Origin of the sequence: Nonomuraea sp. NPDC049421 (assembly GCF_040677005.1) — a bacterium.
Classification (GTDB): Bacteria; Actinomycetota; Actinomycetes; order Streptosporangiales; family Streptosporangiaceae; genus Nonomuraea; species Nonomuraea salmonea.
This window is the reverse complement of the sequence record NZ_JBFAQA010000043.1, coordinates 52704-76267: the sequence shown is the minus strand read 5'-3', so window position 1 is coordinate 76267 and position 23564 is coordinate 52704. Positions and strand designations below refer to the sequence as shown.

The 23564-nt window shown below is 69.3% G+C and carries 20 protein-coding genes; 6 read left to right on the top strand and 14 right to left on the bottom strand.

All coding sequences use genetic code 11. The annotated features are described in order from the left end of the window. The first annotated feature begins 369 nt into the window (after positions 1-369). The 3 genes from AB0K18_RS45825 (at position 370) to AB0K18_RS45815 (ending at position 4482) form a co-directional block, all read left to right on the top strand. The gene (locus AB0K18_RS45825) at positions 370-1872 is read left to right on the top strand and encodes an alpha/beta fold hydrolase (protein ID WP_364928087.1); all 1503 of its coding nucleotides are present in this window, start codon (positions 370-372) and stop codon (positions 1870-1872) included. A 200-nt stretch (positions 1873-2072) separates the two neighbouring features. After that, on the top strand, positions 2073-2543 hold the full coding sequence (locus AB0K18_RS45820) for a phospholipase (RefSeq protein ID WP_364928084.1): 471 nt from the start codon (positions 2073-2075) through the stop codon (positions 2541-2543). 556 nt (positions 2544-3099) lie between these two features. Further along, on the top strand, positions 3100-4482 hold the full coding sequence (locus AB0K18_RS45815) for an alpha/beta fold hydrolase (RefSeq protein WP_364928081.1): 1383 nt from the start codon (positions 3100-3102) through the stop codon (positions 4480-4482). A gap of 319 nt (positions 4483-4801) precedes the next feature. On the opposite strand, the gene AB0K18_RS45810 is transcribed toward AB0K18_RS45815, so the two are convergent. Beyond that, on the bottom strand, positions 4802-5155 hold the full coding sequence (locus AB0K18_RS45810) for a DUF4288 domain-containing protein (protein ID WP_364928078.1): 354 nt from the start codon (positions 5153-5155) through the stop codon (positions 4802-4804). 214 nt (positions 5156-5369) lie between these two features. Then, positions 5370-6539 carry an FAD-dependent monooxygenase gene (locus AB0K18_RS45805; RefSeq protein WP_364928076.1) on the bottom strand — a complete coding sequence of 390 codons (1170 nt, stop codon included), beginning with the start codon at positions 6537-6539 and terminating at the stop codon, positions 5370-5372. A gap of 59 nt (positions 6540-6598) precedes the next feature. On the opposite strand from AB0K18_RS45805, the gene AB0K18_RS45800 reads away from it, so the two are divergent. Further along, positions 6599-7141: a TetR/AcrR family transcriptional regulator gene (locus tag AB0K18_RS45800; protein WP_364928073.1), complete on the top strand. Its 543-nt coding sequence runs from the start codon at positions 6599-6601 to the stop codon at positions 7139-7141. Positions 7142-7802: 661 nt separating this feature from the next. Here AB0K18_RS45800 and AB0K18_RS45795 read toward each other — a convergent pair. From AB0K18_RS45795 to AB0K18_RS45785, 3 genes are all read right to left on the bottom strand, one after another. Then, a complete protein-coding gene (locus tag AB0K18_RS45795) occupies positions 7803-8099 on the bottom strand; it encodes a hypothetical protein (RefSeq protein WP_364928070.1) in 297 nt (98 codons plus the stop codon). A 14-nt stretch (positions 8100-8113) separates the two neighbouring features. After that, positions 8114-9214: a hypothetical protein gene (locus AB0K18_RS45790; protein ID WP_364928068.1), complete on the bottom strand. Its 1101-nt coding sequence runs from the start codon at positions 9212-9214 to the stop codon at positions 8114-8116. Positions 9215-9599: 385 nt separating this feature from the next. Beyond that, positions 9600-10832 (bottom strand): LuxR C-terminal-related transcriptional regulator, encoded by a 1233-nt coding sequence (locus AB0K18_RS45785; RefSeq protein WP_364928065.1) that lies wholly within the window; start codon positions 10830-10832, stop codon positions 9600-9602. A gap of 133 nt (positions 10833-10965) precedes the next feature. Here AB0K18_RS45785 and AB0K18_RS45780 point away from each other — a divergent pair, with 133 nt between their 5' ends. Both AB0K18_RS45780 and AB0K18_RS45775 read left to right on the top strand, forming a co-directional pair. Continuing rightward, complete coding sequence (locus AB0K18_RS45780) at positions 10966-11562, top strand: flavodoxin family protein (RefSeq protein WP_364928062.1); 597 nt, start codon at positions 10966-10968, stop codon at positions 11560-11562. A gap of 273 nt (positions 11563-11835) precedes the next feature. Further along, a complete protein-coding gene (locus AB0K18_RS45775; protein ID WP_364928059.1) occupies positions 11836-12816 on the top strand; it encodes a hypothetical protein in 981 nt (326 codons plus the stop codon). 53 nt (positions 12817-12869) lie between these two features. On the opposite strand, the gene AB0K18_RS45770 is transcribed toward AB0K18_RS45775, so the two are convergent. From AB0K18_RS45770 to AB0K18_RS45730, 9 genes are all read right to left on the bottom strand, one after another. Further along, the gene (locus AB0K18_RS45770) at positions 12870-13748 is read right to left on the bottom strand and encodes a 2-hydroxy-3-oxopropionate reductase (RefSeq protein WP_364928057.1); all 879 of its coding nucleotides are present in this window, start codon (positions 13746-13748) and stop codon (positions 12870-12872) included. A 115-nt stretch (positions 13749-13863) separates the two neighbouring features. Continuing rightward, the gene (locus tag AB0K18_RS45765; RefSeq protein WP_364928054.1) at positions 13864-14673 is read right to left on the bottom strand and encodes a TIM barrel protein; all 810 of its coding nucleotides are present in this window, start codon (positions 14671-14673) and stop codon (positions 13864-13866) included. Beyond that, entirely contained in the window at positions 14670-15392 is a 723-nt protein-coding gene (locus tag AB0K18_RS45760; RefSeq protein ID WP_364928052.1) for a GntR family transcriptional regulator, read from the bottom strand. Before AB0K18_RS45760 ends, AB0K18_RS45765 begins: the two co-directional genes overlap by 4 nt. A 50-nt stretch (positions 15393-15442) precedes the next feature. After that, positions 15443-16369, bottom strand: a complete 927-nt coding sequence (locus AB0K18_RS45755; protein WP_364928049.1) for a D-2-hydroxyacid dehydrogenase — start codon at positions 16367-16369, stop codon at positions 15443-15445. Further along, positions 16366-17253, bottom strand: a complete 888-nt coding sequence (locus tag AB0K18_RS45750; RefSeq protein WP_364928046.1) for a carbohydrate ABC transporter permease — start codon at positions 17251-17253, stop codon at positions 16366-16368. Before AB0K18_RS45750 ends, AB0K18_RS45755 begins: the two co-directional genes overlap by 4 nt. Beyond that, positions 17253-18137, bottom strand: coding sequence for a sugar ABC transporter permease (locus tag AB0K18_RS45745; protein WP_364928044.1), 885 nt, complete (start codon positions 18135-18137; stop codon positions 17253-17255). Before AB0K18_RS45745 ends, AB0K18_RS45750 begins: the two co-directional genes overlap by 1 nt. An 8-nt stretch (positions 18138-18145) precedes the next feature. Next, positions 18146-19435: an ABC transporter substrate-binding protein gene (locus tag AB0K18_RS45740; RefSeq protein ID WP_364928041.1), complete on the bottom strand. Its 1290-nt coding sequence runs from the start codon at positions 19433-19435 to the stop codon at positions 18146-18148. A gap of 86 nt (positions 19436-19521) precedes the next feature. Beyond that, positions 19522-21405, bottom strand: a complete 1884-nt coding sequence (locus AB0K18_RS45735) for an alpha-amylase family protein (protein WP_364928039.1) — start codon at positions 21403-21405, stop codon at positions 19522-19524. Further along, positions 21402-23480, bottom strand: coding sequence for an alpha-amylase family protein (locus tag AB0K18_RS45730; protein ID WP_364928037.1), 2079 nt, complete (start codon positions 23478-23480; stop codon positions 21402-21404). Before AB0K18_RS45730 ends, AB0K18_RS45735 begins: the two co-directional genes overlap by 4 nt. Positions 23481-23564 lie beyond the last annotated feature (84 nt).

The window sequence follows — 23564 nt, the reverse complement described above, 5'->3', positions numbered from 1 at the left end:
GGCAGCGTGCTGCAACTGCCGTCCCTCCACCACTTCGGCCCTCATCGGGAACTGATCGACACCATCGGCGTCCCCGCCTACCAGACCCCGACGACCCCGGCGATCTGGCCGCAGGCCGGGATCCGGCCCTGGCCGAAGCGCTCACTCTGCTGCCACAAGTCCACCCCGGATGAGAGGGCGAAAGCCTTCCTTCACGGAAACAGCCACGAAACAACCTCTGGTGGATAAAGAAGTTGATCGCCGGCGACCGACACCGTGGTGGGCGATCTTCTTGTCCGGCCAGGTCGTTCTCTCCGAGGAAAGGCTCGATCAGTGAATGGTGCGACAGCCGTCCGCGCGAGTGGTTGCTTGATCTCGGGAGCTTTGCTGATGAGTTCCCTTACGGTCGGCACCCCCGCCGCCGCAGCCGACTTCCGGGCCAGAACTCCTGCCATCGTGTGGCGGAAATGCCCGGAATTCTCCAACGATGACTTGCGCAAGATGGGTTACAAGGAGGATCAGTTCGCCGCGGTCAGGAAATTGCACGGCCGTATGGACTGCGGGACGATCAGCGTACCCCAGGACTATGAAGACCCAGGCGGAGAGCAGATCATCGTAGCCCTGACCAGATTGAAGGCCGCCGACCAGAAGAACCGCCTGGGCAGCTTGGCGCTCAACCCGGGCGGGCCTGGCGGCTCCGGCTACCTGATGCCTCTCAACCTCGTCATGAGGGGCGCGGCGGGACTCGACGAACGTTACGACCTGATCGGGATCGACCCGCGCGGCGTCGGCCGCAGCACCAAGGTCACCTGCCCCGATGACCCGCGGGGCAAGCCCTCGCCAGGGCCGATCACCGAGGAACAGGCCAAGAAAACCTACGCCGACATGGTCGCGTGGAGCAAGCAGTGCACTCAGCAGGACCTCGCATTCATGGGGCAGCTCACCACCCCGAACGTGGCCCGTGACATCGACCGGATCCGCGCCGCGCTGGGCGATCGGAAAATCAGCTTCTTCGGCGTCTCCTGGGGCACGTGGCTCGGCGCGGTCCTGCGCACCATGTTTCCCGGCGATGTCGACCGGATGTGGCTGGACAGCTCCACCCCGCCCGATATCTGGAAGGGTTTATGGACGGCAACCCACACAGACGCCGTCGACCGCAACTTCCAGCGGATGGCCGCATGGATGGCCGAGCGCGACGACACCTACGGGCTGGGCACGTCGAAGCGGCAGGTGGTCTCGGCGCTGGAGGACATGGTCGCCTCGTACGACGCCGAACCGCTGACCTTCACGGACGTCGGCCTCACCGTGGACGGGGCGCTCATCGCCCAGGCCGCAGGTCGTCCCAGCACTCAATGGCCCATGATGGCCCAAGTACTCAAAGAACTCACCGACGCCAAGGGCCCGGTCGCGCCACCGACGGTCAAGAAGGCGTTCGGCGACCCGCCCGCCGGGGACGAAACGCAGACCGACAAGACAGCGGGCCGCGCGTTCCACTGCAACGAGGATTCCAGCCCGAGCACGTTCGCGTCGAACTGGAAGGACTACCAGCAGCGTCTCAAGGACTATCCGGTGACCGGCCGGACGAGCCCCTTCGTGCACATGTGCGCAGGATGGCTGCTGCCGGCGAAGCCGCCGACGGTGCGGCCCGTCAGCGGCTCGCTGGTGTTGTCCGGCCATCGCTACGAGACCCAGACACCGTACGAATGGACGCCTGCCATGCGCGCGGTCATCGGTGGAACCCTGGTGACCGTCAACGACGACGTCCACGGCTCCGCGGCCCAGGTACCCGGTTGCGCCGCGAAGATCATCGACTACTTCGAGACCGGCAAGCGCACCACCACCTGCCCAGGAAAACCGGTGCCGGCCTCGGCCCAGACTCCCCAACGCGGTTGACATCGCACCGCCCCGCGACCGGGAAGAGCTGCGCGAACCGCTCCGGAGCGACGGCACACAGCGATCTCCGGCGGCACCGGCGAACTGCGTCGGCGCCAATACTCCCGGCATCCCGAGACGGCAGTGCCGCTCATCGAAATGAAGGAAGAGGTGGATTCGACGGCATGTTGAGAGGTTCACTGGCGACCATCGTCGTAACGGTGGTCACCGTCACAGGTGTCGGGACGGCGGCCCCGACGTCCGCCGCCGCAATACAGGCGCCGGACCAGCAGTCGAGCGCGTCACTCAAACTGACGGCGAAGCAGAAGCGGAAGTTCACCGACATGTGGCTCTACGAGATCTCGATGTCGGCATTCCAGAAGCTCCGCGTTGAGCGGCCGTACGCCGGCCAGGGCATCGACTGGAGCAGTGACGCCTGCTCCAAGTCGCCCGACAGGCCCAGCGGGTTCAACTTCAAGCCTTCGTGCCAGCGGCACGACTTCGGCTACCGCAACTACAAGAAGCAGAACCGCTTCACCGAAGACAACCGCCACAGGATCGACAAGAAGTTCAGGCGCGATATGTACGACGTCTGCGACAAGTTCGACGGATGGCAGTCCGCAGCCGGTGTTTTATGCCGGCGTGAAGCAGACGCTTACTACAACATCGTTCGAGCCACCGGGAATCTGTGACGAACAGATCTCGGAGAAATAATTCGGATGATTGGGGATTTCTGACGTCCGCAGTCACGTACCGGAATTTCGGAAGAAGTCGCCGAAGGCCGGAGACAGGCGTGGAGCCTCCGGTAGATGAGCTCCCACCACAGGATCCTCATCAGCCGAAAGGCTCCACGTAATTGCTCATCGAGCCATGCTCGACGTCTCCCGCGCGCTGGTTCACCACGTTGCCCGATCGCTGCGGGACGAACGGCACCGACTCGGCACTCCCAAGGGCAGTCGCGCTCCGACTCCGTCCTGGCAGGGGGTGCTGGTGCTGCGGTGGTTCCGGGGCGAACGCGCGACGTCCCCAAGCGAGCAGCACGAAGCCGGCTCGGCACTCGCATGCTGGGCGACATCGATGAGACACGCGTCTACCAGCGACCGCTGAGCGCACAGGATGTCGCTGATCTGCACGCGTCAGCCGACGCCATCATGTCCGAGATGCCGGCCCCCGGAACAGACCGGCACAACCGAAAGAACCAAAGCAGGCAGCGAAGTTCCCCAACCAGCCGCTGGGCACGAAGGCCACGTGGTGGAGTACCGGAGGGTGCACACCTACTGCACCAGCCGGCACCACCATTGGCAGATCTACTCCGGCAGTAGGAAGACAAAGGTCGGTGCCGTCATCATCTCCGCGACCGCGGTGATGCTGCTGCTCGGGCTGGGACTGACCGCCCCGGTGGCGGTACTCGGGTACGGCTTCGACGACCTGCAGGCCGCCGGCCGCGCGGTCGGCAGGATCGAAGAATTGCTCGCGGTCCGGCCACTGCCCGAGCCCGCCCACCCGAATCCGCCGCGGGAACATCGGGTGGAGCTGCGTGACTTCTGCTTCGCGTACGACGCCGTCCATGAAAGACGGCGGCTCGCGATCGTCGGACCGTCCGGCGCAGGCAAGAGCACTCTGCTGCAGTTGCCGGCGCGCTTCTACGACGTGGACGCCGGCGCGGCGCGCGTGGGAGGCGTGGACCCATGTTCCGGCTTTGGGAGGTACGGCCGTTATGGTGACGGCCGCCGGTCTTCGACCGCTCGGGAACATTCGTCCAAGACCCGCGGCCGGCCGCGCGTGCATGGTCTCCGCATGGATGAAGACGACATCGAACGTTCGCATGGGATGCACGTGGTCCATGACGGCCCGCGGCAGGCGCCGCCGTCGGTGCTCATCCACGGGTCGGGGGCCTCGAGCGGTTTCTGGGGTCCGGTGGTCCCGGCGCTGGCCGGTCACCATCACGTCATCCGGGTCGACCTCCCGGGCTGCGGCCAGTCCCCGCCCGCGCCGTCGTATGAGGTGCCCGCGCAGGCGGGTCAGGTGGCGGCGCTGCTGGACGACCTCGGGCTTCGTCACGTCGCCGTGGCCGGGCACTCCAGCGGCGGCTACGTCGCCACCGCGCTGGCCGAGCGACGTCCCGACCTCGTGGGTGCGCTTGCGTTGATCAGTAGTGGCCCGAGTCCGGATGCGCTGCTCCGGCAGCCGTTCATCCTTCGAGTACTGCTGGCCCCGCCCCTGGGCCCGCTGATATGGCCGAGGCGTTCGGATGCGATGATCCGCAAGGGTATCAGCGCGACGGCCGTTCGCCCCGTGGACCTCTCGGATGACGTGGTCGCCGATGTACGGGGCATCACCTACCGCGCGATGAGGACGGTGCTGCGTCGGAACACCGCCTACATCGCCGAATGCAGCGTGCCCGAGCGGCTCGCCGCCGTCGGGGTCCCCGTGCAGGTGATCTTCGGTGCTGCCGACCCTCGTTGGGAGCCGTCGGCGCACCGATACGAGGCGGTGCCGAACGCCCGGGTCGAGCTACTGCCCGGCGTCGGGCACCTGCCCATGCTGGAAGCGCCCGAGGCGATCGGCGAACTGCTGCTGGGCTTCACGGCGGCGGAGCCGAACCGACGACCCGTGATCCCTGATGCCTGAACCGGCCATGTGCCGCCTGCCGAAATGCCATCTGACCAAGCGTGAGTGGACGTCGCAGCCCTACGCCCGTCGGTTCGGCTGCCGGGGTCGGCATGGCTGGATTCTGCCATCATGCCGCGGCCGATCGCCTACCCGTCCGTCACCCTGCTCGTCGATCTGGGTCGGCCTCGGGGACAGGGACCACTTGATCGACGCGGAATCGGCCGATGTGGCCCTCGACGCCGCCCTTGTCATGCGCGCCGGTCAGGCCGGGCCGAACCGCCTCCTGCCCGCCGGTGACGGACAACCGATGGACCGCCTCGCCCCGTGGAAGGGACCCTTACAGAGGGTTCTGAGGATCTTCCGGCAGGTCATCGACCTCGAAGAGGTCCCGGTAGCGGTCCAGGCTGTCGAATGATCGTGACAGCAGCGTGGCTCCTGCTTCAGGCTCGTCGATCTGGAGCAGTTGCAGCGAGGCTATTCCGAGAAACCGCCACGTCACCTCTTCGTCGAAGGTGTTGCCGTACCTGACCTCGTCCTCCCGTCCCAGAACCATGGCCACGTCCTGGGCGGCGTCCTCCGAATCGGCTCGTACCACCCTCACATCCTCACTGAAACGTGGAGGTGCGTAACCGCCGCTTATGTCCGTCCGGTAGATCAGCACCACGCTCCAAAGGAACTGCGTCTCGCCCATCGGCCCTCCCTCTGACCGGAGGTACGCCTACGGGGCGCCCGCCGCGAATCGTACGGCCGCAGCCTAGCGACCGGCCGGGCTCGCGCCCGAGCCTTCGCGAGCGTGGCCTCTCCCCTGCGGAGGCGGTCGAGCGGGCGGAAGTACGCGAAGCGCTGGATCCCTGGGGCGACGACGATGAGGAGGGCGGCGGTGTGGTCGTACGAGCGGCGGGGTGTCACCAGGCGGGCAGGTCGATGGCGGTGGCGGCGCGGTGGATGGGCTCGACGACCTTGGCCATGATGCGGTCCTTGCCGGGCAGCAGGTCGGCCAGCCGCAGCATCAGCATCGACATGCGCACCTGGGACCGGCTCGACAGCACCATGCGCTTGATGTTGGCGGGGCCGAGCGCCTGGTTGGTCTCGGCGAAGGGGCGCATGCGGGCCTCGTAGGCGGGAAAGGCGATCGTGTGGTCGCCGCCGGCCTGCTTGAGCTCGCCGGCCAGCACGTACGCGCCGACCAGCGCCAGGCTGGTGCCCTGGCCGGAGGCGGGAGAGGCGCAGTGGGCGGCGTCGCCGATCAGCGCGACCGGGCCGGCGTGCCAGCGGTCCATGTGCACCTGGCTCATGGAGTCGTAGTAGAAGTCGGGCGCGCCGGTCATGGCCTCCAGCAGGCGCGGCACCTCCCAGCCCGATCCGCGGTAGGCGTCGGCGAGGGCGCGTTGCTGCGCGTCGCGACCGGTGGCCTTGTCCGCGGACCGCCACAGGAACATGGCCTTCATGCCGGTGTCCTGCCGGGTGCTGTAGACCAGCGCGGTGCGGCCGGGGCCGACGTAGGTGAGCTCCTCGCGGTCGAGGCCGAGGTGGTTGGGGACGCTGAAGACCGAGACGTTGTAGCCCATGTCGTGGACGAAGCGCTCCTCGGGGCCGAAGGCCAGCGCGCGGGTGGCGGAGTGCAGCCCGTCGGCGCCGACGATCAGGTCGAAGTGGCGTACGAGCCCGCTGGCGAAGGTCACGCGGGTGCCGTCGACGGCGGCGATGGAGTCGCCGAAGAGGTGTTCGACGCCGTCGGTCGCCTGGTGCAGGAGCCGGGCGAGGTCGCCGCGGTGCAGTTCGGCGTCCTGGTGGACGCGCCCGCCGAAGCTGTCGCCGTCCATGCTCGCGACCTGCCGTCCGGCGCCGTCGACGACGCTTCCGGTGCGTACGTCGGTGCGGAGCGCGCGGATGTCGTCGAGCAGTCCCATCCTCTCGACGACGTCCAGGGCGGCGCCCCGGATGTCGACCTTGTAGCCACCGTCGCGTACGCCGGTGGCGCGCTCGACGACGGTGGGAGCGAAGCCGTGCCGGCGCAGCCAGTAGGCGAGGGCGGTGCCAGCGATGCCCGCGCCGGAGATGAGGATGTTTGTCATGCCCCGGATAGTACGCATGTCTAAGACAGTTGTGCAATACGTATGTGTAACATACGGACATGGGAAACCGAGAGGATCTTCTGGAAGGCGCGAAGCGCTGCCTCTACGACAAGGGCTACTTCCGCACCACCGCACGTGACATCGCCACCGAGGCCGGCGTGAGCCTGGCCGCGATCGGCTACCACTACGGCACCAAGGACGCGCTGCTGAACGAGGCCGTGGTGGTGGCGATGCAGGAGTGGGCCGAAGATCTGCGCCGCGTGCTGGCCGAGCCAGGAGACTTCGCGACGACCTGGGGCAAGGTCATCGACTCCTTCGCCACGGCCAGGCCGCTCTGGGTGATCCAGTTCGAGCTGGTCGCGCACATGGCCCGCACTCCCGAGATGCGCGAGGCGTTCGCGAAGGCGGGAGAGCAGGCCAGGCTCGGACTGGCGGAGCTGTTCGGCTCCGACTCCGAGAGAGTGGGGGCGGTGGTCCAGACGCTGGTGGCCGGCCTGGCGTCGCAGTGGCTGGTGGACCCGGACGCCGCGCCGTCCTCGGAGGACCTGCTGGAGGGCCTGCGCTTCCTGACCGGGCCCGCGTCCGAGACGCCAGGGGCGTAGCCCACGTTCTCCGGAGCATGCCGGAGCCCGCCGGCATCGCGGCGGGCTCCGGGATGAATCTGTAGGCGGGCGGTGCAGCCTGAAGGAGGATCTCCTGCAGTGGAAACAGCCGTGCCTTTGGAGTGCCGCTCATCCCGCGAAGGGATCGAGGAATAAGCGGCTTCCAGCGAGCAGAAAGGCGCTTTCTGACGCGTTCAGCGCTTTCAGGTTCGTCAGCCTGATCACTCAGCCTGAAGATTGAGCCCAGGATCAGCGCTCCGGGTCGCGTTGGCGCAGAGGGGATCGGTGGACCGCAAGGCCCTCACGTCGTAACTACCCGATCCGAACCAGACGTGCCTGTTCCCTGTGAGGACGACGGGATCCGTCAGACCCTCCGGAGGCGGGGGGTTTTGCTCAGTCCCCCAGAGCCAGCCGCGGATTCTTACGCAGTACCCCGGCCCGACCCAGATGCCCGCAGTGCTTGGGTAGCCCGAAAAGCGCCCTCCTGGGATCAGGGCATCGTATCTATCGTCAACTGCGTAATCACCGTCCCTGTACCGGACGGCGCCGATGTCGACCGTGCCGGTATTGCGAATCTCTGTTGCATCGGCGTGCGCCGCGTACGGGGCCAGGGTCAGGAGCCCGGCGGTCAGGGCGATCGCGGATGCCCAGGTCGTTTTCTTCATTGTCCCTCTCTCGCGATTTCCCACTGGTCTACGACTTTTCTTCTGTCGAGCAGCGGCTGTTGCGAGAAAGGTAACCTCGTCGCTCCTGCGGCAGCCAGGGCAATAACCGGACGTTTTGAGGACCTTCCGCCCATTGGGATCGGACGAGGAACAGTCACACAAAGCGGGTGGGCGGTCGCTGCGTGTGCGGCCATCATGGCAAGCACCACCTGGATCGGCACCTTGGCCGAAGCACGACGGTCGGGCATCTCAGTACGGCGCATGAAGGCGGCGAAACCGAGCTCTGACTCCACGGCTGCAAGATCCCTTACTGAACCAGCTCGTATATCAGCGAGGTCTTCTCGTGGCCGGGCTGGTCGCCGATGAGATCGTGGCGCTCGATGTGGACCCAGAGCCGAGCCGTGCCCGGCGCCGGAGCGATGCCGATGATGCGGTCGGCCGGACCGCCCCCGGGCAAGGTTGATCTGGTCCATCTGCCGTTGCGAAGGTTGAGCACATAGGGGGCGCCAGAGGCAGGGTTGGCGGCGATCCACAGACCACTCGCCGGGTCGGTGCGCACCGCGGTCAAAGCCGTCTGCACCACGTTCAGACTCACCTGCTTCCATTGGGTGCGGTCCCAGCGCAGCACGACCGGGCTGCCACCGTCCGCCCATGCGGGGCCGACCGCCCACGCACGGCCATCTGGCTGTGCGGCCAGGCTCATCTGCCCGAGGTAACGCCGCCCGCGACACAGCGACCGAGCCGACCCCGCTTCGCACGGGTGATCGACCTTCTTCCAATCTGTGCCGTTCCAGTGCAGCGTGATGGCCACCTCGTTGCTCATCTGCTGGTCGGTCACCACCCAGACATCGTCAGGGCGAGCCGCGGCGACCCCGGCCAGGGAACGCACCGGGGGCGTGTCGTCCCGCCATGTCTTCCCCCTGCGATGCAGAACCTTCGAGGAGTCGCCGTCGGGATCCATGCCGGTGACGAGCCACGCGTTGTCTTGGGAGTCCACGGCCATGCCGACGACCTGGTTCCACTCCGCGCTTCGGGAAAGGTGTCGCGTCCAGCGCCCCTCGGACCATCGCCAAAGATGCTCTGTCACGCTGTCGTACGCGCCGTAGACAGCCGCAACCGCCCAGATCGTCTTCCCAGATGCGGAACCGGCCACATCAAGGCGCCCGGCCTTGCCAAACTGTTCGGGCAGCCTGGCACGCTTCCAGGAGCCTCCGTCCCAGCGCAGCATCGACCAGCCACGCCGCCGACCCTCCGCGGCGAACAGCAATGCCCCGCCGTCCGCCGTCGCTACCATCTGCACCCCGCCTTGGGCGGTATATCTCACCGCCCAGCGCGACGCCGACTCGACGGCGTCGTCGACCGTCCGCCCGGAACCGCTCAGGGCCGTGTCAGCGGCCAGCACATACATACCGGCAAGGACCAGGACAGCGAGCGCACTCGGAGCCTTTCGCATCCGGCTAAGGATCACACAACGTGCGCAACACGGCGAGCAGCATGACGCCGGCAGCGGGACGAGCCGTAGCGGCGTTCCCAGCGGCGTCCCCGGCGGCGCCCTCAACTGCCGGAGCCCGTGCGTGTCCCGTCAGACGAGAACGCCTGGCCCTCCTGCTGAGATGCTGGGCAGGCAGGCCGGTATGACTCGCCAGGGATGTATCGCCGCCATTCCTGTGGGGTGAATCCCTCAGGTTCAGGGGGTCGTCGCAACACTGCTGGTCAGCGACCAGTTGAGATGATGACCAGCGGCACCTGATCGACCTGCTCACGCGCCTCATCGATCGTCACAGCTGAGGGAGTCAGGCCCCGCGCGCGCCCGTCAGGCCGTGGGCCAGCGCGGCGGCCTCCCCTCGCGAGCTCACGCCGAGCTTGCCGAGGATGTTGGCGACGTGGAACTTGACCGTGTTCTCACTGATGTTCAGCCGGGCGGCGATCGCGCGGTTGCGGTGGCCGAGCGCCAGGTGTCCGAGGACGTCGCGCTCGCGGGGATTGAGCGCGCCCAGCGGGCCATGGGGGCGGGGGCGTACCGGGCCGAACGGCAGGTCGGCGGTGATGGTCGTGCCCCAGCCCTGGACCGCGTCCACGCCGAGCGTGCCGCCCAGCGCCGCCACCCGGTCACGCAGCCGGTGCACCGCCAGGGCGTCGGCCGCGAGCGAACCGGCTCCGTCGTCGCGCACGCTCACCCGCAGCAGCGAGTCCTCCACCTCCCAGGCGAGCCTGACCCTGCTCAGCCCGCCCTGCTGGAGCATCGCCAGCACCGCGCCCCGAACCACGGCCCTGGCCGCCCTGGCCACCTCGTGGGGCAGCGGCCTGTCGCGCCGGTCCGGGCCGGCCAGTTCGAGGGTGAGATCGTGGTAGCGGGTGAGCAGGGAGAGCTTCTCCGCGAGCGCGTCGAACGCCTGGCCCGCCTCCTCCTGTCCCAGGTCACGCTCGCCGCCCGCCCTGGTCTCGAGCAGCGCGGGCACGGCCAGTTCGATCGCCACGCGCCGGGCGGCGGCGTCGTCGAGCCGCCGTGATCGCAGGACGCCGAGCAGCGAGGTCAGCGTGGTGGCGTAGGCGTCGGCGAGGTCCTCCACGGCCGTGACGGGCGGATCCGCCAGGGCGTGCGGCTCGGTGCGCGCCACCCGGTGGGCCAGGTGCACGACCGTCAGCTCGGCGAGCCCGGCGATGATCTGCCGGGTCTCCGGGGCGGGCGGCCGGGTCATCGCGACGGCCAGGATGCCGCCCGGACTCCTCTGCGGCTTGACGGCCACGGCCAGCACCTGCCGTTCGGCCCCCGCCAGCGTGAACGGGCCGAACCAGGGACGGTCGACGGCCACCAGCGGGAGCAGCCGGTTCACCTCGTCGGCGCTCACCTCCATCCCGTGGGTGAGCAGCGGGGACATCAGCAGGCAGTCCCCGGTGAACAGCACCAGCCCGTCATGGGGCACCAGATCGGACAGCACGGCCGACAACGCCGGCAGGACGCCGTCGAGCGGCGCGTGCATCACCCTCAGCGCCGCCGTCAGGGCGGCCGACCACGACTCAGCCATGGCCTCGATGGTAGTGAGCCCCCTCACCCGCTCCGCCCGCTCGTCCGGGTGGGCGGGCCCACCCGGACGGGTGGTCAGCGGACGGCGCGTGGCGGCCACCCTGGAGGCGTACCTCCTGAAGAAGGGAATCGTGATGAGGGACGAATCGACGCTGGTGGTGGTCTACCACAGCGGGTACGGGCACACGGCGCGGTTGGCCGAGTCGGTCCGCACCGGGGCGGCGTCCGTGGACGGCGTCAAGGTGGAGCTGGTCTCGGTGGACGGCATCACCGAGCAGGAGTGGTCGCTGCTGGACGCGGCCGACGCCATCGTGTTCGGGTCGCCGACGTACATGGGATCGGCCAGCCCCGAGTTCCACACCTTCGCCAGAAACTCGGTCGAGCGCTGGACGGAGCAGGCTTGGACGGGCAAGCTGGCCGCCGGGTTCACGAACTCGGGGTCCAAGAGCGGCGACAAGCTGCACACGCTGCAGTACATGGCGCTGCTGGCGGCCCAGCACGGCATGCTCTGGGTCAGCCTGGGGCTGCTGTCCGGCTGGAACTCCAGCACCTCCGGCCAGAACGCGCTCAACCGGCTGGGCGTCTGGCTGGGGGCGGCAGCCGCCTCGAACATCGACGAGGGCCCCGACCTGATGCACGGCTCCGACCTGCGCACGGCCGAGCACCTGGGCCGCCGGGTCGCCGAGCAGGCCCGCCGCCTCCATCAGGCCACGACGCGCCCCGTGGGGTAGCAAGCCCGGCAAACGCAGCCGACGCATCGCGCGGACTCGCCACCATCGCCGACCCGCGCGATCGTGAACTGACCGCCGAACAGCCTCGGCGTCAGCACGGAACCGTCTCTCAGATTCGGCAGTCATGATCAAAAGAGACGGCCTCTCAACGGCCCTGCCACGGGCCGTCCCCATATCAATTCGAGGTCCCCTTGATGGGCGGCTGGGAGGCTGCGCTCGATCCGGCAGCTCGTCCTGAAAGCCGGTGATCGACCCGCGAGGAGTTCCATGCGTATGCACGTGCGCACAATCCTGGCGAGCGCGTTGGCCGCCGCCGGGCTCATGGTGCCGGCGAGCCCCGCGTCCGCCGCCACGGCCTGCACCTACCTGGGCAACCTCCCGGACCAGAACGGCGACAACTACGCCTCGATCGCGGGCGCGAGCGCCAGCGGCGAGTACGCGGTAGGCGCCAGCGAGGACAACGGCCGCTTCTTATGGCGCAACGGCCAGACCGTGGCGAAGTGGCCCACCATGGACGGCAAGAAACGCGACACCCCGCAGGACGTCAACAGCAGTGGCACGGTGATCGGCAGCCTCACCCCGTGGGGAGGGCCGTCGGAGCCGTACGTCTGGCGGCCCGGCTCGGGGTCCAAGGTGAAGCTGGCCGAGGTGTCCGGCTCCACCTACACCGAAGAGGTCGCGATCAACGACAAGGGGGACGTCGTCGGCCTGGCCGGCGTCGGCTCCGGGAACTCGGTGGTGGTGTGGCCGGCGTCCAACTACTCGACGTACCGCGTCGTCGGGCAGGGCCGCCCGGTGAGCATCGACAAGGACGGCCGCATCCTGCTCACGTCCAAGAAAATGTTGTACCCGGACGGCACCCTGCACGACCTGCAGACGCCGGCCGGAGTGAGCAGCTTCTCCATCACGGAGAGCGACAACAGCGGCCGGCCGGTGGGCTACGGCACGGCCACGTCGGGCGGCGAGGTCGCCATCGTGTGGAACAGCGACGGCTCGGTGCTGCACACCCGCGCGGGCGCCCGCCCGGTGGCGGCGAACACCGCCGGCGACACCGTCGGCCTGGTCGAACGCACGACCACGACCGGGTACGACGCGGGGTTCTGGGGAGCCACCGGGGCGCCGGTCATCTTCCCGTATCCGGACCCGCTCGCCTGGCCGGGCGACATCTACCTGGGCGACAACGACATCGTCCACGCACTGTGGGTCACGGACGACTACCGGAACACGTACTGGGCTCGGTGGAGCTGCAGCTGACCCCGGACGCCCGGCGGTGACGTCCATGGAGCTCCCCATACCGGGAGCTCCAGCTACGCGGTGCCGGAGAGGCGCTCCACGCCGCGCAGCAGCGCCGAGTGGTCGAGCCCGCCGTCGCCGCTCGCGTTCGCGGAGGCCACGAGCTGGGCCACGAGCGCCCCGAGCGGCAGCACCACGCCGGCCTCGCGGGCCGCAGAGGTGACGATGCCCATGTCCTTGTGGTGCAGCGCGATGCGGAAACCGGGTTCGAAGGAGTGCCCGGTCATGTTGGCCCGCTTCTGCGTCAGTACGGCGGAGCCGGCCAGGCCGCCGCCGAGCACGTCCATCGCGGCCTCCAGGTCCACCCCGTACGCCCGCAGGAACACCACGGCCTCGGCCAGCGCCTCGATGTTGGCCGCCACGATGAGCTGGTTGGCGGCCTTGACCGTCTGGCCGGAGCCGCTCGGCCCGACGTGGACGACGGTCTTGCCGACCGCCTCGAAGATCGGCCGCGCGGCCTCGAAGTCGCCGGCCGCGCCGCCGACCATGATCGACAGGGCGGCGTTCCTGGCGCCGGCCTCGCCGCCGGAGACAGGGGCGTCGAGGTAGCGCAGGCCCCTGCGGTCCGCCTCCTCGGCCAGCTCGCGGGTGACGTCGGGGCGGATGGAGGAGAAGTCGATGATCAGCGTGCCGGGGGCGGCGTGCGCGAACACGCCGTCGTCGCCGGTCAGCACGTCCTGGACGTCGGGCGAGTCGGGCACCATGAGCGCGACGACCTCGGCGCCCGTCACGGCGTCGGCGACCGACCCGGCCACCCGCCCGCCGGCCTCCGCCAGCGGCTTCGCCTTGTCCGGCGACCGGTTGTACCCGGCCACGGCATGTCCGGCCTTGACCAGGTGGACGGCCATGGGCGAGCCCATGATGCCGAGGCCGATGAAGGCGATGGCGCTCACGTGAAAGATCCTTCCGTGTCAGGTACGGCGTCGCGGGTCGCGTTCGGGGCGGCGTCGCGGGCCGTGTGCAGGGTCGCGTTCGGGGCGGCGTCGCGGGCCGTGTGCGGGGTCGCGTTCATGGCCGCGTGCCGGGGGCCGGGTCGGCGGCGCGTTGCTCGCGGGGCAGCCAGGCGAAGGCGCCGGGCCCTTCCGCGCGGTATTCCAGGCCGATATATCCGTCATATCCGGCGGCGTACACGTCGTCGATCCACTGCCGCAGCGGCAACTCACCCGAGCCGGGCGCACCTCGGCCGGGGGCGTCGGCGATCTGCACGTGGGCGATGCGCGCGGCGTGCCGGTCGATGGCGGCGGCCACGTCGTCGCCGTTGACGGCCAGGTGGTAGAAGTCGGCGAGCAGCCCGAGGTTGGGCACGTCGGCCAGCCGGTCGAGCACGGCCACGGCGTCGGCGGCCGTCAGCAGCGGGTAGCGCGGCGCGCCGCTGACCGGCTCAAGCAGCACCGTGCCCGAGACGCCCTTGGCGCAGGCGGTCAGCAGCTCGGCGGCCAGCTCGTCCTGCTCGGCGGCGCCGGCGCCGCCGATCCGGTTGCCGTAGAGGGCGTTGAACGCGCGGCAGCCGAGCCGCTCGCCGATCGCGGCGACTACGGGGATGTTGTCGAGCAGCTCGCGCGAGCGGCCCGGCCACGACACGACGCCGCGGTCACCGCCCGGCATGTCGCCAGCGAAGAAGTTGAGCCCGGTGAGCCGCACGCCCGCGTTCTCGACCGCGGCGACGAACGCGTCCACCTCACGGTCGTCCGGCACCGCCACCGGCCACGGCCACCAGAACTCGACGGCGGTGAACCCGTCGGCCGCCGCCGCGGCGGGCCGCTCCAGCAGCGGCAGATCCGTGTAGAGGAGGGAACAGTTGACGCTCCACCTGGTCACGTGTGGGCCTCTTCCGATCGTTCGCGGCGCAGCTGGCCGAGCAGCCGCCCCTGGGCCTGGTCGAGATGGTGGGCCAGGCACTGCTGCGCCCGCTCGGGGTCGCCGTCGCCGATGGCCTTGAGGATGTCGTCGTGCTCGTGCGCCACGTTCATCGGGTCCGTGGTGCGGTGAGCCTGGAACTGGCCCATGGTCAGGTGCACCTCGCCGAGGATGACCTCGTGCATCCGCGCCAGGCGGCGGCTGCCGACAGCGGCCACCAGCGCGGAGTGGAAGGCGATGTCGGCCTCGACCTGAGTGGCGAACGCCCCGGCATGGGATCCCTGGTCGGAGCCGTGCTGGGCCGCGTCGCCGGCCGCCGCCCTCATCGCCGCCTGGGCGCGCACCGCCTCGGGCGGCACCGTGCCGGCGCGGGCCAGCGCCACGACCGCCGCCCGTTCGACGGTCTCGCGGCTGAAGTAGAGGTCGCGGATCTCCGCCTCGTCCAGCTTGGGGACGACGGCGGTCTTGTGCGTGGTACGGCGCAGCAGCCCGAGCGCGGTCAGCCGTTCGAGGCAGGCCTTTGCGGTGGGGCGTGCGACGCTGTACTCGTTGGCGATCCGGATCTCGGTGAGCTTCTCCCCCGGGGCGATGTCGCCGTTGACGATGCGCTTGCGGACCGACTCGTAGAGCGCTTCCGTCAGTGATGACGGTCCGAGAGGAAAGCTGGGCTTACCGTCCATGGAACTCCTCCCAGAAAAGGCAAAATCGTCAGACAAGTATACTCGGAACCTCAGTAGCCGGCGGCCTTGTCGACGACGTTGCGCAGCGGCTCGCCCCTGACGAAACGGCCCAGGTTGTCCAGCAGGATGTCCAGGCCGCGGCCCGCGGTCTCGCGGGTGGTGGCGCCGTTGTGCGGGGTGACGATGACGTTCGGCAGCGACCAGAACGGGCTGGCCGGCGGCAGCGGCTCCACGCCGTGGGCGTCCAGGCCCGCGCCGGCGATCTGACCCCGGCGCAGCGCGTCCAGCAGGGCGTCGTCGTCGGCGATGCCGCCGCGTGAGACGCAGACGAAGCAGGCCGTGGGCTTCATCGCGGCGAACTCCGCCCGGCCGAACCGTCCCGCGGTGACGGGGGTGAGCGGCGCGGTGACCACCACGTAGTCCGACTCGGCCAGCAAGCGCGGGAACTCGTCCTGGCCGAGCAGCTTGTCCACGCCGGGCGCGGGGGCGTCCTTCCTGCGCACGCCCAGCACCCGCATGTGGAACGCCTTCGCCTTGGCGGCCAGGTCGAGCCCCGCGTGGCCCAGCCCGTACAGGCCGATGGTCTTGCCGGCCAGCTCGCCGTGCGTGTAGCGCTCCCAGCGGCGCTCGGACTGGGCGCGCAGCCAGCGCGGCACGTCCCTGTCGAGCATGAGGAGCAGCAGCATCGCGTGCTCGGCCAGCGGGATCGCGCCGTTGCCGGTGGCGGAGGTGAGCGTGACGTCGCTCGCCAGCAGCCCCTCGGACAGGACGCCGTCCACGCCCGCCGCCGGGCTGTGCACCCAGCGCAGCCGGCCCGCCTTGGCCAGCAGCGGCTCGGGCACCTTCCCGACGACGGCGTCGGCCAGCTCGATGCCGTCGCCCGGGTCGGCGGCGAACTCGACGTGCGCGGCACCGGCCGCCCTGCGGATGCGGCGGCGGGCGAGCTCGTCGTGGTCGCCGGTGATGATGATTCTCATTTGAGCCCCGTGGTGGCGATGCCGCGGATGAGCTGTTTCTGGGCGATGGCGAAGAAGATGAGCACCGGCAGCAGCGACACCAGCGACATCGCGAACAACATGCCCACGCCGCCCTGCGTCTCGGAGTCGACCATGGAGTTCAGCGCCACCGGCACCGTGAACATCTTCGGCGAGGTGAGATAGATCAGCGGGACGAAGAAGTCGTTCCAGGTCCAGATGAAGGTGAAGATCGTGGTGGTGACCAGGGCGGGCCGCATCAGCGGGAGGACCACGTACCAGAAGGTGCGGAACGGGCCCGAGCCGTCGATCCAGGCCGCGCGGTCCAGGTCACGCGGGATCGTCCTGATGAACTGGACCATCAGGTAGATGAAGAACGCGTCGGTGGCCAGGAACTTCGGGATGAGCAGCGGATAGTAGGTGTTCACCAGGTCGAGCTGCGAGAAGAAGATGTACTGCGGGATCACCAGCACGTGCATCGGCAGCATCACCGACAGCAGCGTGATGGCCAGATAGACCCCGCGCATCCTGAACTCCAGCCGGGCCAGCGCGTACGCGGTCAGGGAGCAGGAGAACAGGTTGCCGATGATCGAGCCGACGGTGACCAGCAGCGAGTTGAGGAAGAAGACGGTGAACGGCCGGTTGAGCGCGTTCCAGCCCGCGACGAAGTTGTCGAAGGTGACCTCGCTGGGGATGAGCCCCGGCTCGGTCAGGATGAGGTGGTCGGGCTTGAGCGAGCTGACGATCATCCAGATCAGCGGATAGAGCATCAGCAGCACGAAGACGCCCAGGCCGAGGTGCTTGAGCAGGTCCCGGCGCCCGCGCCGGCGCAGGACCGCCGTGGTGCGGGCGCGCGAGGAGTCGAGCGAGGTCGTCGCGGTCGTCATCAGTCGTCTCCGTAGAAGACCCAGTACCTCGACAGGACGAAGTGCACGGCGGTCACCAGGCCGATGGCCGCCATCAGCACCCAGGCCAGCGCGGAGGCGTAGCCCATGTCGAAGTTCGTGAATCCCTGCTGGTAGATGTAGAGCGTGTAGAACAGCGTCGAGTTGGCGGGGCCTCCGGTGCCGCCGCTGACGACGTGGGCCTGGGTGAAGGTCTGGAACGCGCCGATCGTCTGCAGGATCAGGTTGAAGAAGATGATCGGGGTGAGCAGGGGGATCGTGACCGCGGTGAACTGGCGCACGATTCCGGCGCCGTCCACCTTGACGGCCTCGTACAGCTCCTCGGGGATCTGGCGCAGTCCGGCCAGGAAGATCACCATGGGTGAGCCGAAGGTCCAGACGTTCAGCACGATCAGGGTGGACAGCGACAGGCTGGGGTTCTGCAGCCAGCTCCCGAGTTCGAGGCCGAAGAGTGACAGCGCCCGGTCGACCAGGCCGTTGTCGCCGAAGATCTGCCGCCACAGGATGGCCACGGCGACGCTGGTGCCGAGCAGCGAGGGCAGGTAGAAGGCGCTGCGGTAGAAGGCCAGGCCGCGCAGTCCGCGGTCGAGGATCAGGGCGAGCAGCAGCGCGAAGCCGAGTTGCAGCGGGATGGAGACGACGACGTAGACCGCGGTCACGCGGACGGCGGCCCAGAAGTAGTCGTCCTGGAACATGCGCTGGAAGTTCTCCAGGCCGTTGAACTTCGGCGAGCTGAGGATGTTGTAGTCGGTGAAGGCCAGGTAGAGGGAGGCGATCAGAGGTACGGCCGTGACCAGGACGAGGCCCAGCCACCAGGGGATCAGGAAGACGTGTGCGGCGCCGCCCTGACGATGGAGCTTCGACATGGGGGTTCCTACTTGGCGCGGGCGATGCCGGCCGAGATCTCGTCGAGCAGTCGTTTGGCGCCGTCGGCGGTGCTCAGGCGGCCGAGTGAGATCTCCTCGGCGACCCTGGCCATGGCGGTGCGCCAGGTGCTGGTGCCGGGGGGCGCCTCGAAGCGGGGGCGGCGCTCGGCCTTGCGGCTGACCTGTACGGCGTCGAGCGACTCCTTGTCGTCGCCCTGCGCAGCGGCCAGCGTCTGCTCGAAGACCTTGGAGTTGACCGGCGCGCCCATGGTGAGGCCGACGGTCTTGATCATCGCTGGGTCGTTGGTGTTGTAACTGATGAGCTTGCCCGCGGCCTCCAGCTTGCCGTCGTCGATGCCCTGGTAGATGGCCATCCGGGGGTAGTACAGGAACGGGTGCCCGGCCTGCGCGTCCTTGGCCACGGGAACGCTGCGCAGCTTGAAGGAGTAGTCGGGGAACATCTTGGCGTCGTCGATGATGTGGTTGGAGTTGCCGACCTTGGCCAGCACCTTCTTGCCGACCAGAGCCCAGTCGGGGCCCATGCCCTCCTGCTCGCTCAGCGTCAGCACCGCGCCGGCCTTCTGCATCTTGTCCCACCAGTCGAACCAGGCCCGGACGCTGTCGGCGGTGAAGCCGGGCCTGCCGTCCTCGCTCCAGAGCAGTTCGCCGCGCTGGCGCAGCCAGGCCTCGAACACCATGTCGGCGTCGGCCTCGTACGGCATGCCCTTGCGCTGCTTCGGGTTGTCCTTGGAGTAGTCGATGAGGAACTCCGACCAGGCGTCCCAGTCGGCGTCGGCCGGCGGCAGCTTGACGCCGTCCTCCTCGGCGAACGTCTCGTTGTAGCGGAAGACGGGGACGAAGATGCCGAACGGCATGGTGTTGAGCTGCCCGCCCAGCTTGAACGACTCCAGTTCCTCCTTGGAGTAGTCGGCCAGGTCGACGCTGGGCACCTCGTCGAGGCGCCGGTAGATGTTGCTCTTGTGGTACGTCATGACCTGCGCCGAGGCGACCCAGAAGATGTCGGCCACGTCGCGGGCGGCCATCTGGGTGGTCATGCGCTCCTGGAAGGCGGTGTAGTCGGCGAACTCCGGTTCGACCTGGATGCCCGGGTTCTTGGCCATGAACTCCTTGAGTGCCTTCGTGTAGTTCTGCTGCCGGACGTTGTTGCCCCACCACGCGTACCGCAGCGTGGTGCCGTCACCGCCGCCCGAGCCGCCGGCGCCGCACGCCGTCAGGCCGGCCCCCAGTGCCCCGGCCGCAGCCAGCTTCAGAAACCCCCGCCGATCCAGTCCGCTCATCACGTTGTTCTCCCGTCGTTCTCACAGGGGACCGGCTACCCCGGTGATGGTCCAGTGTTCATTTGTCTTACGAGACCGTCAATAGGTCATGAATACTTGTTTGACAATTTCACGACTTCGAAGAGGCCGATCTCCGGCAGCCGCACCCGGCCGCCGTCCACCTCCAGGGGGCGGTCCGCGCGCAGCGCGTGCGCCTCCCACTCGCCCGGCCAGGGCAGGTCGAGCCACGATTCCGCGATCGGCAGCGGGCGGCGGAAGCGCTGGTCGGCGTCGCCCGAGCGGTTCAGCAGATGGATCACCCGGAGGTCCCCGGCGCGGGCGGGCACGATCTCCGCCTGCTCGGGCAGCCCCGTCCCGACGGCGAGGCCGGCGGGCAGGCGGTCGGCGAACAGGTCGCGATGGGCGCTCAGCCCGGTCTCCCGGTAACCGCGCCCGACCGTCCACGGCATCAGCACGCCCCTCCCCCGGCCGTAGGGGGCGCTCAGCCAGCCGGGATGGCCGGTCTCCAGATGACCGTGACACTTCTCCGGCGGGCCGTACCTGGCCCTGGAGAGCGCGGGCAGGCCCGTCTCCGCTCCCGGCGCGGGCTCGACCACGTGGAAGGCGCCGATCACCGGCACCATCCCGCGGTCACCGCGCAGGTGCAGCGAGCGGACGGACTCCTCCGTCGTGTACGCGGCCAGCCGGCGGGCGACGGGCAGGCAGGCGAGCCCGGGGTCGCTCGACCCGGTCGCCAGCACGGTGCCGCCCGCCTCGGCGTAGGCGTCCAGCACGCCGGGACGGCTCAGCGCGCCGGCGTCGGGCAGCACGACCAGCTCGTACCTGGACAGGTCGCTCGCCGCCAGCTTCTCCTCGGGCAGCACGTCGAAGGGCACGTGCCGCTCCAGCAGCGCCAGGTAGAGCCCCTGGAACTCGGCCCGCTCCCCTTCGGGGCGGACCAGCAGCGTGCGCGCCTCGGAGACCAGGTCCCGGTAGACCTCTGCGTGGTCGCGGTGGAACCGGGTCAGCTCGCCGGCGATCTCCAGGCACTCGTACGGGCTGTCGTCCGGCGTCCCCATGATGTACGTGGACGGGATCGCCCCCCGCGAGATCGCCTGCAGCAGATACTGGGCGAAATGGTGAGGCTCCTCCCCCGCCATCCGGTACGGCATGTCCACGAACCCCACCGAGTTGACCAGCACCGGCACCTCGGGCCGATACGCCTTGGCGGCGCTGACGTGCTCGCTGGTCCTGTGGTGCCAGAGGGGCCGGCCGACGGCGTTGTTCGCCTCGTGGAAGACGATGTCGGCGTGCTCGCCCAGGATGAGCGCCGCCTCGGGCCTGCGCCGGGCGATCTCGGCCCGGATCCTGGCGTGCAGGTCGTCCAGCGTCGCACGCGTGAACGCGCGCCACCGGGAGTCCGCCCGTTCCGGCAGCTCACCGTCGTAGCGGCGGGCGCAGGCCAGGCAGTGGCAGACGCCCCAGTATCTGCGGCTGTAGTCCACTTCGTTGAACGACATCCAGTTGAGGAAGAAGCCGTCGATCTCGTAGCGGTCGAGCACCTCCCCGATCACCTCGAACAGCTTGACCTGGTAGTAGTCGCCGCTCGGGCACACGCTGGTGAGGCCGTTGTAGACCTGCCGCTCGCCGGCGGGCGAGACGAAGCACCACTCGGGATGCCGCTCGGCCCGCCGGTGGTCGATCTTGGAGAAGTCCATCCTGGCCAGCACGCGCACGCCCCTGCGCCGGGCCGCCGCCACCGCGTCGCCGATCAGGTCGCCGGACGGGCGCTCGGCCAGGTGCGGGTTGCGCGTCTGGAAGTCCAGGCCGGTCGGATAGTTCGACAGGATGCCGCCGACGCTGATCAGCCAGGCGTTCGCGCCGAACTCCTCCAGCCGGTCCAGCACCCGCTCGACGTCCAGCCCGGCGTCCACCTCGCGGAGGTTGGTCTGGAACATCCGGAACGGCTCGCGCCACCAGACCCGGCTCACCTCGGCTCCCAGGTCAGGTGCACGACCTCGATGAGCCCGGCACCGGTCAGCTCCACCTCGGCCCGGCCGTCGCGGACGGCGACGGGGACCTCGCTCCCGTCCACCAGCAGCCGGGCCGTGGCCCCCGCCGCGTCCGGCGGCAGCGCGACGGAGACCGTCTGCGGCGGCAGCGGGATGGTCTCCCTGATGGCGCCGCGCATCGCCATGGGGTTGGTCAGGTTGACCACGGTGACCGCGAGGCCGTGCTCGTCGCGGCGCACGGCCAGGTCGACCAGCCCAGGCCCGCGTACGGTGGCCTCGGGCTCGCCGCCGAGCGCCCAGCGCACCGCGTTGGCGATCAGCCGGCCGTGATCGGCCTGGAGCGTCTCCCAGAAGATCGCCCCGAGGTCGAACGGGATGTAGACCACCCGGCCCGGCCCCTCCCTGGTGATCACGGCCGGGGCGTCGGGGTCCTTCCTGGCGTACAGCTCCTCCATCGGCAGATCGGGAAAGTCCGGCACGAACCGGAACGGCACCTGCGTGCCCGGCCTGGCCTCGACGCCGAGCAGCCGGGTGCCGCCGATGATCCGCCGGGCCGGGCCGAAGCCGCCGCTGACCGGGTGCTCGCCGGTCAGGGCGATGTAGTTGTTCTTGATCGGGCCTCTGAGCGGGCTGACCAGGTCCGCGCCGAAGACGTCGGCCAGGCCGAAGTTGGCCCGGGGCTCGCCGTGCTCGTCGTACAGGGAGGACTGGTGCGCGGCGACCAGGCCGCCGCCGGCGGCCACGTAGTCGCGGACGGCCGCGCACTGCTCGTCACTGAGCTGCTCGGCGTTGGCCAGCACCAGCACCTTGTACGGCCGCAGCCGCTCGGCCGACAGCACCTGGTCGGCCAGCAGGTCGAACGGGATCCGCGCCTCGACCAAGGCCTGGTAGAAGCCGTCCTCGTCGGGGAAGGAGTGCGCCGCCCCGCTCCTGATCCGGCCCGCCCTGCTCGGGTCGACCAGCGCCACCTCGGCCGTGACCGGCATCGGCGCCAGCACCGGCTCCAGCTTCGCGTGCAGCCCGAACGCGTCCACCACGGCCGGCACCCAGCGCGGGTCGGAGACGGTGGCGTTGAACTTGGTGAACCAGGGGAACGCGCCTTGCGCGAACCCGTCCACGATCCACGTCCGGACCTCCTCCGGCGGGGCCACCGAGTCCTTCCACCGGTGCTGGTGGTACTCGGGCCCGACCGAGGTGATGAGCCCGACCGGCCGGTCGGGGAACAGGCCTCTGCTGCGCTTGGCCACCCGGCCGGCCGCCCACGGCGCCTCGATGCCCGAGCGTCCCTGCTTGTCCACCACGAACAGCGGGTAGACCCGCTTGACCAGCTCGGGCTCCAGGTCGCGGGCGGCGAAGGCGCCCAGGTTGGGGATGAAGCGGGCGTGCGGCCGCAGGTCCTTGACCGCCGCGTCCCAGATCGAGACCAGCTCGCTGAGCCGGCGCCGTCGCCAGGCCACGTACGCGGTCCAGGCCGGGTCGGTCGTGTCGTGCTCGCGCTTCGGCAGCTCGAACCCCGTGTCGTCGCGGAACGAGCGCCGCGCGGCCTCGCTGTAGGAGATGCCGTAGTAGCCCTCCCACCGGTTGGCGAAGATCGCGTCCACGTCGTACTCGCGCACGATCTCCCTGGCCACCTCGGTGACGAACTCGCGGTGGTAGCCGGTGAAGGCGCAGGTCAGCCAGATGCCGGGATGTGACCAGTGCTCGATCGGCGCCCCCTCCTGGTCGCACGCCAGCCACTCGGGATGGGCCGTGGCCGCGTCGGCGTGCACGGCGTGGGGGTCCACCCTGGCCATGACGTGCATGCCGAGCCCTCTGGCCGCCTCCACGAGCGCGCCGAACGGGTCGGTGTCGCCCATGAAGGTGCTGCGGTGGTGGTACGGGATGCGGGTCGGGTAGTAGGCGATGTAGCCGCCCGCGCTGACGCAGACCGCGTTCGACCTGCTGTCCCGCATGACCGAGGTCCAGAAGTCGACGTCGAGGTGCGCCGGGTCGTCCTCGGCCAGCGTCAGTTGCGTCCAGCGGGTCGCCGTCAGGGGCCAGTCGGGTGTTCGCATGCGGCAGCGCACCTCTCGTCAAGCTCACTTGTTAGACGCGGAATATTGTCATACAAGAATGCAAGACGTACAAGGGGGAGACGT

Excerpts from the sequence above, each read along its gene's own strand:
- AB0K18_RS45800 (WP_364928073.1), top strand. The coding sequence starts at position 6,599 with ATGGGAAACCGAGAGGATCTTCTGGAAGGCGCGAAGCGCTGCCTCTAC.
- AB0K18_RS45755 (WP_364928049.1), bottom strand. The coding sequence starts at position 16,369 with ATGAGAATCATCATCACCGGCGACCACGACGAGCTCGCCCGCCGCCGC.
- AB0K18_RS45810 (WP_364928078.1), bottom strand. The coding sequence starts at position 5,155 with ATGGGCGAGACGCAGTTCCTTTGGAGCGTGGTGCTGATCTACCGGACG.
- AB0K18_RS45745 (WP_364928044.1), bottom strand. The coding sequence starts at position 18,137 with ATGTCGAAGCTCCATCGTCAGGGCGGCGCCGCACACGTCTTCCTGATC.
- AB0K18_RS45790 (WP_364928068.1), bottom strand. The coding sequence starts at position 9,214 with ATGTATGTGCTGGCCGCTGACACGGCCCTGAGCGGTTCCGGGCGGACG.
- AB0K18_RS45785 (WP_364928065.1), bottom strand. The coding sequence starts at position 10,832 with ATGGCTGAGTCGTGGTCGGCCGCCCTGACGGCGGCGCTGAGGGTGATG.
- AB0K18_RS45740 (WP_364928041.1), bottom strand. The coding sequence starts at position 19,435 with ATGAGCGGACTGGATCGGCGGGGGTTTCTGAAGCTGGCTGCGGCCGGG.
- AB0K18_RS45760 (WP_364928052.1), bottom strand. The coding sequence starts at position 15,392 with ATGGACGGTAAGCCCAGCTTTCCTCTCGGACCGTCATCACTGACGGAA.
- AB0K18_RS45825 (WP_364928087.1), top strand. The coding sequence starts at position 370 with ATGAGTTCCCTTACGGTCGGCACCCCCGCCGCCGCAGCCGACTTCCGG.
- AB0K18_RS45775 (WP_364928059.1), top strand. The coding sequence starts at position 11,836 with ATGCACGTGCGCACAATCCTGGCGAGCGCGTTGGCCGCCGCCGGGCTC.
- AB0K18_RS45805 (WP_364928076.1), bottom strand. The coding sequence starts at position 6,539 with ATGACAAACATCCTCATCTCCGGCGCGGGCATCGCTGGCACCGCCCTC.
- AB0K18_RS45750 (WP_364928046.1), bottom strand. The coding sequence starts at position 17,253 with ATGACGACCGCGACGACCTCGCTCGACTCCTCGCGCGCCCGCACCACG.
- AB0K18_RS45730 (WP_364928037.1), bottom strand. The coding sequence starts at position 23,480 with ATGCGAACACCCGACTGGCCCCTGACGGCGACCCGCTGGACGCAACTG.
- AB0K18_RS45780 (WP_364928062.1), top strand. The coding sequence starts at position 10,966 with ATGAGGGACGAATCGACGCTGGTGGTGGTCTACCACAGCGGGTACGGG.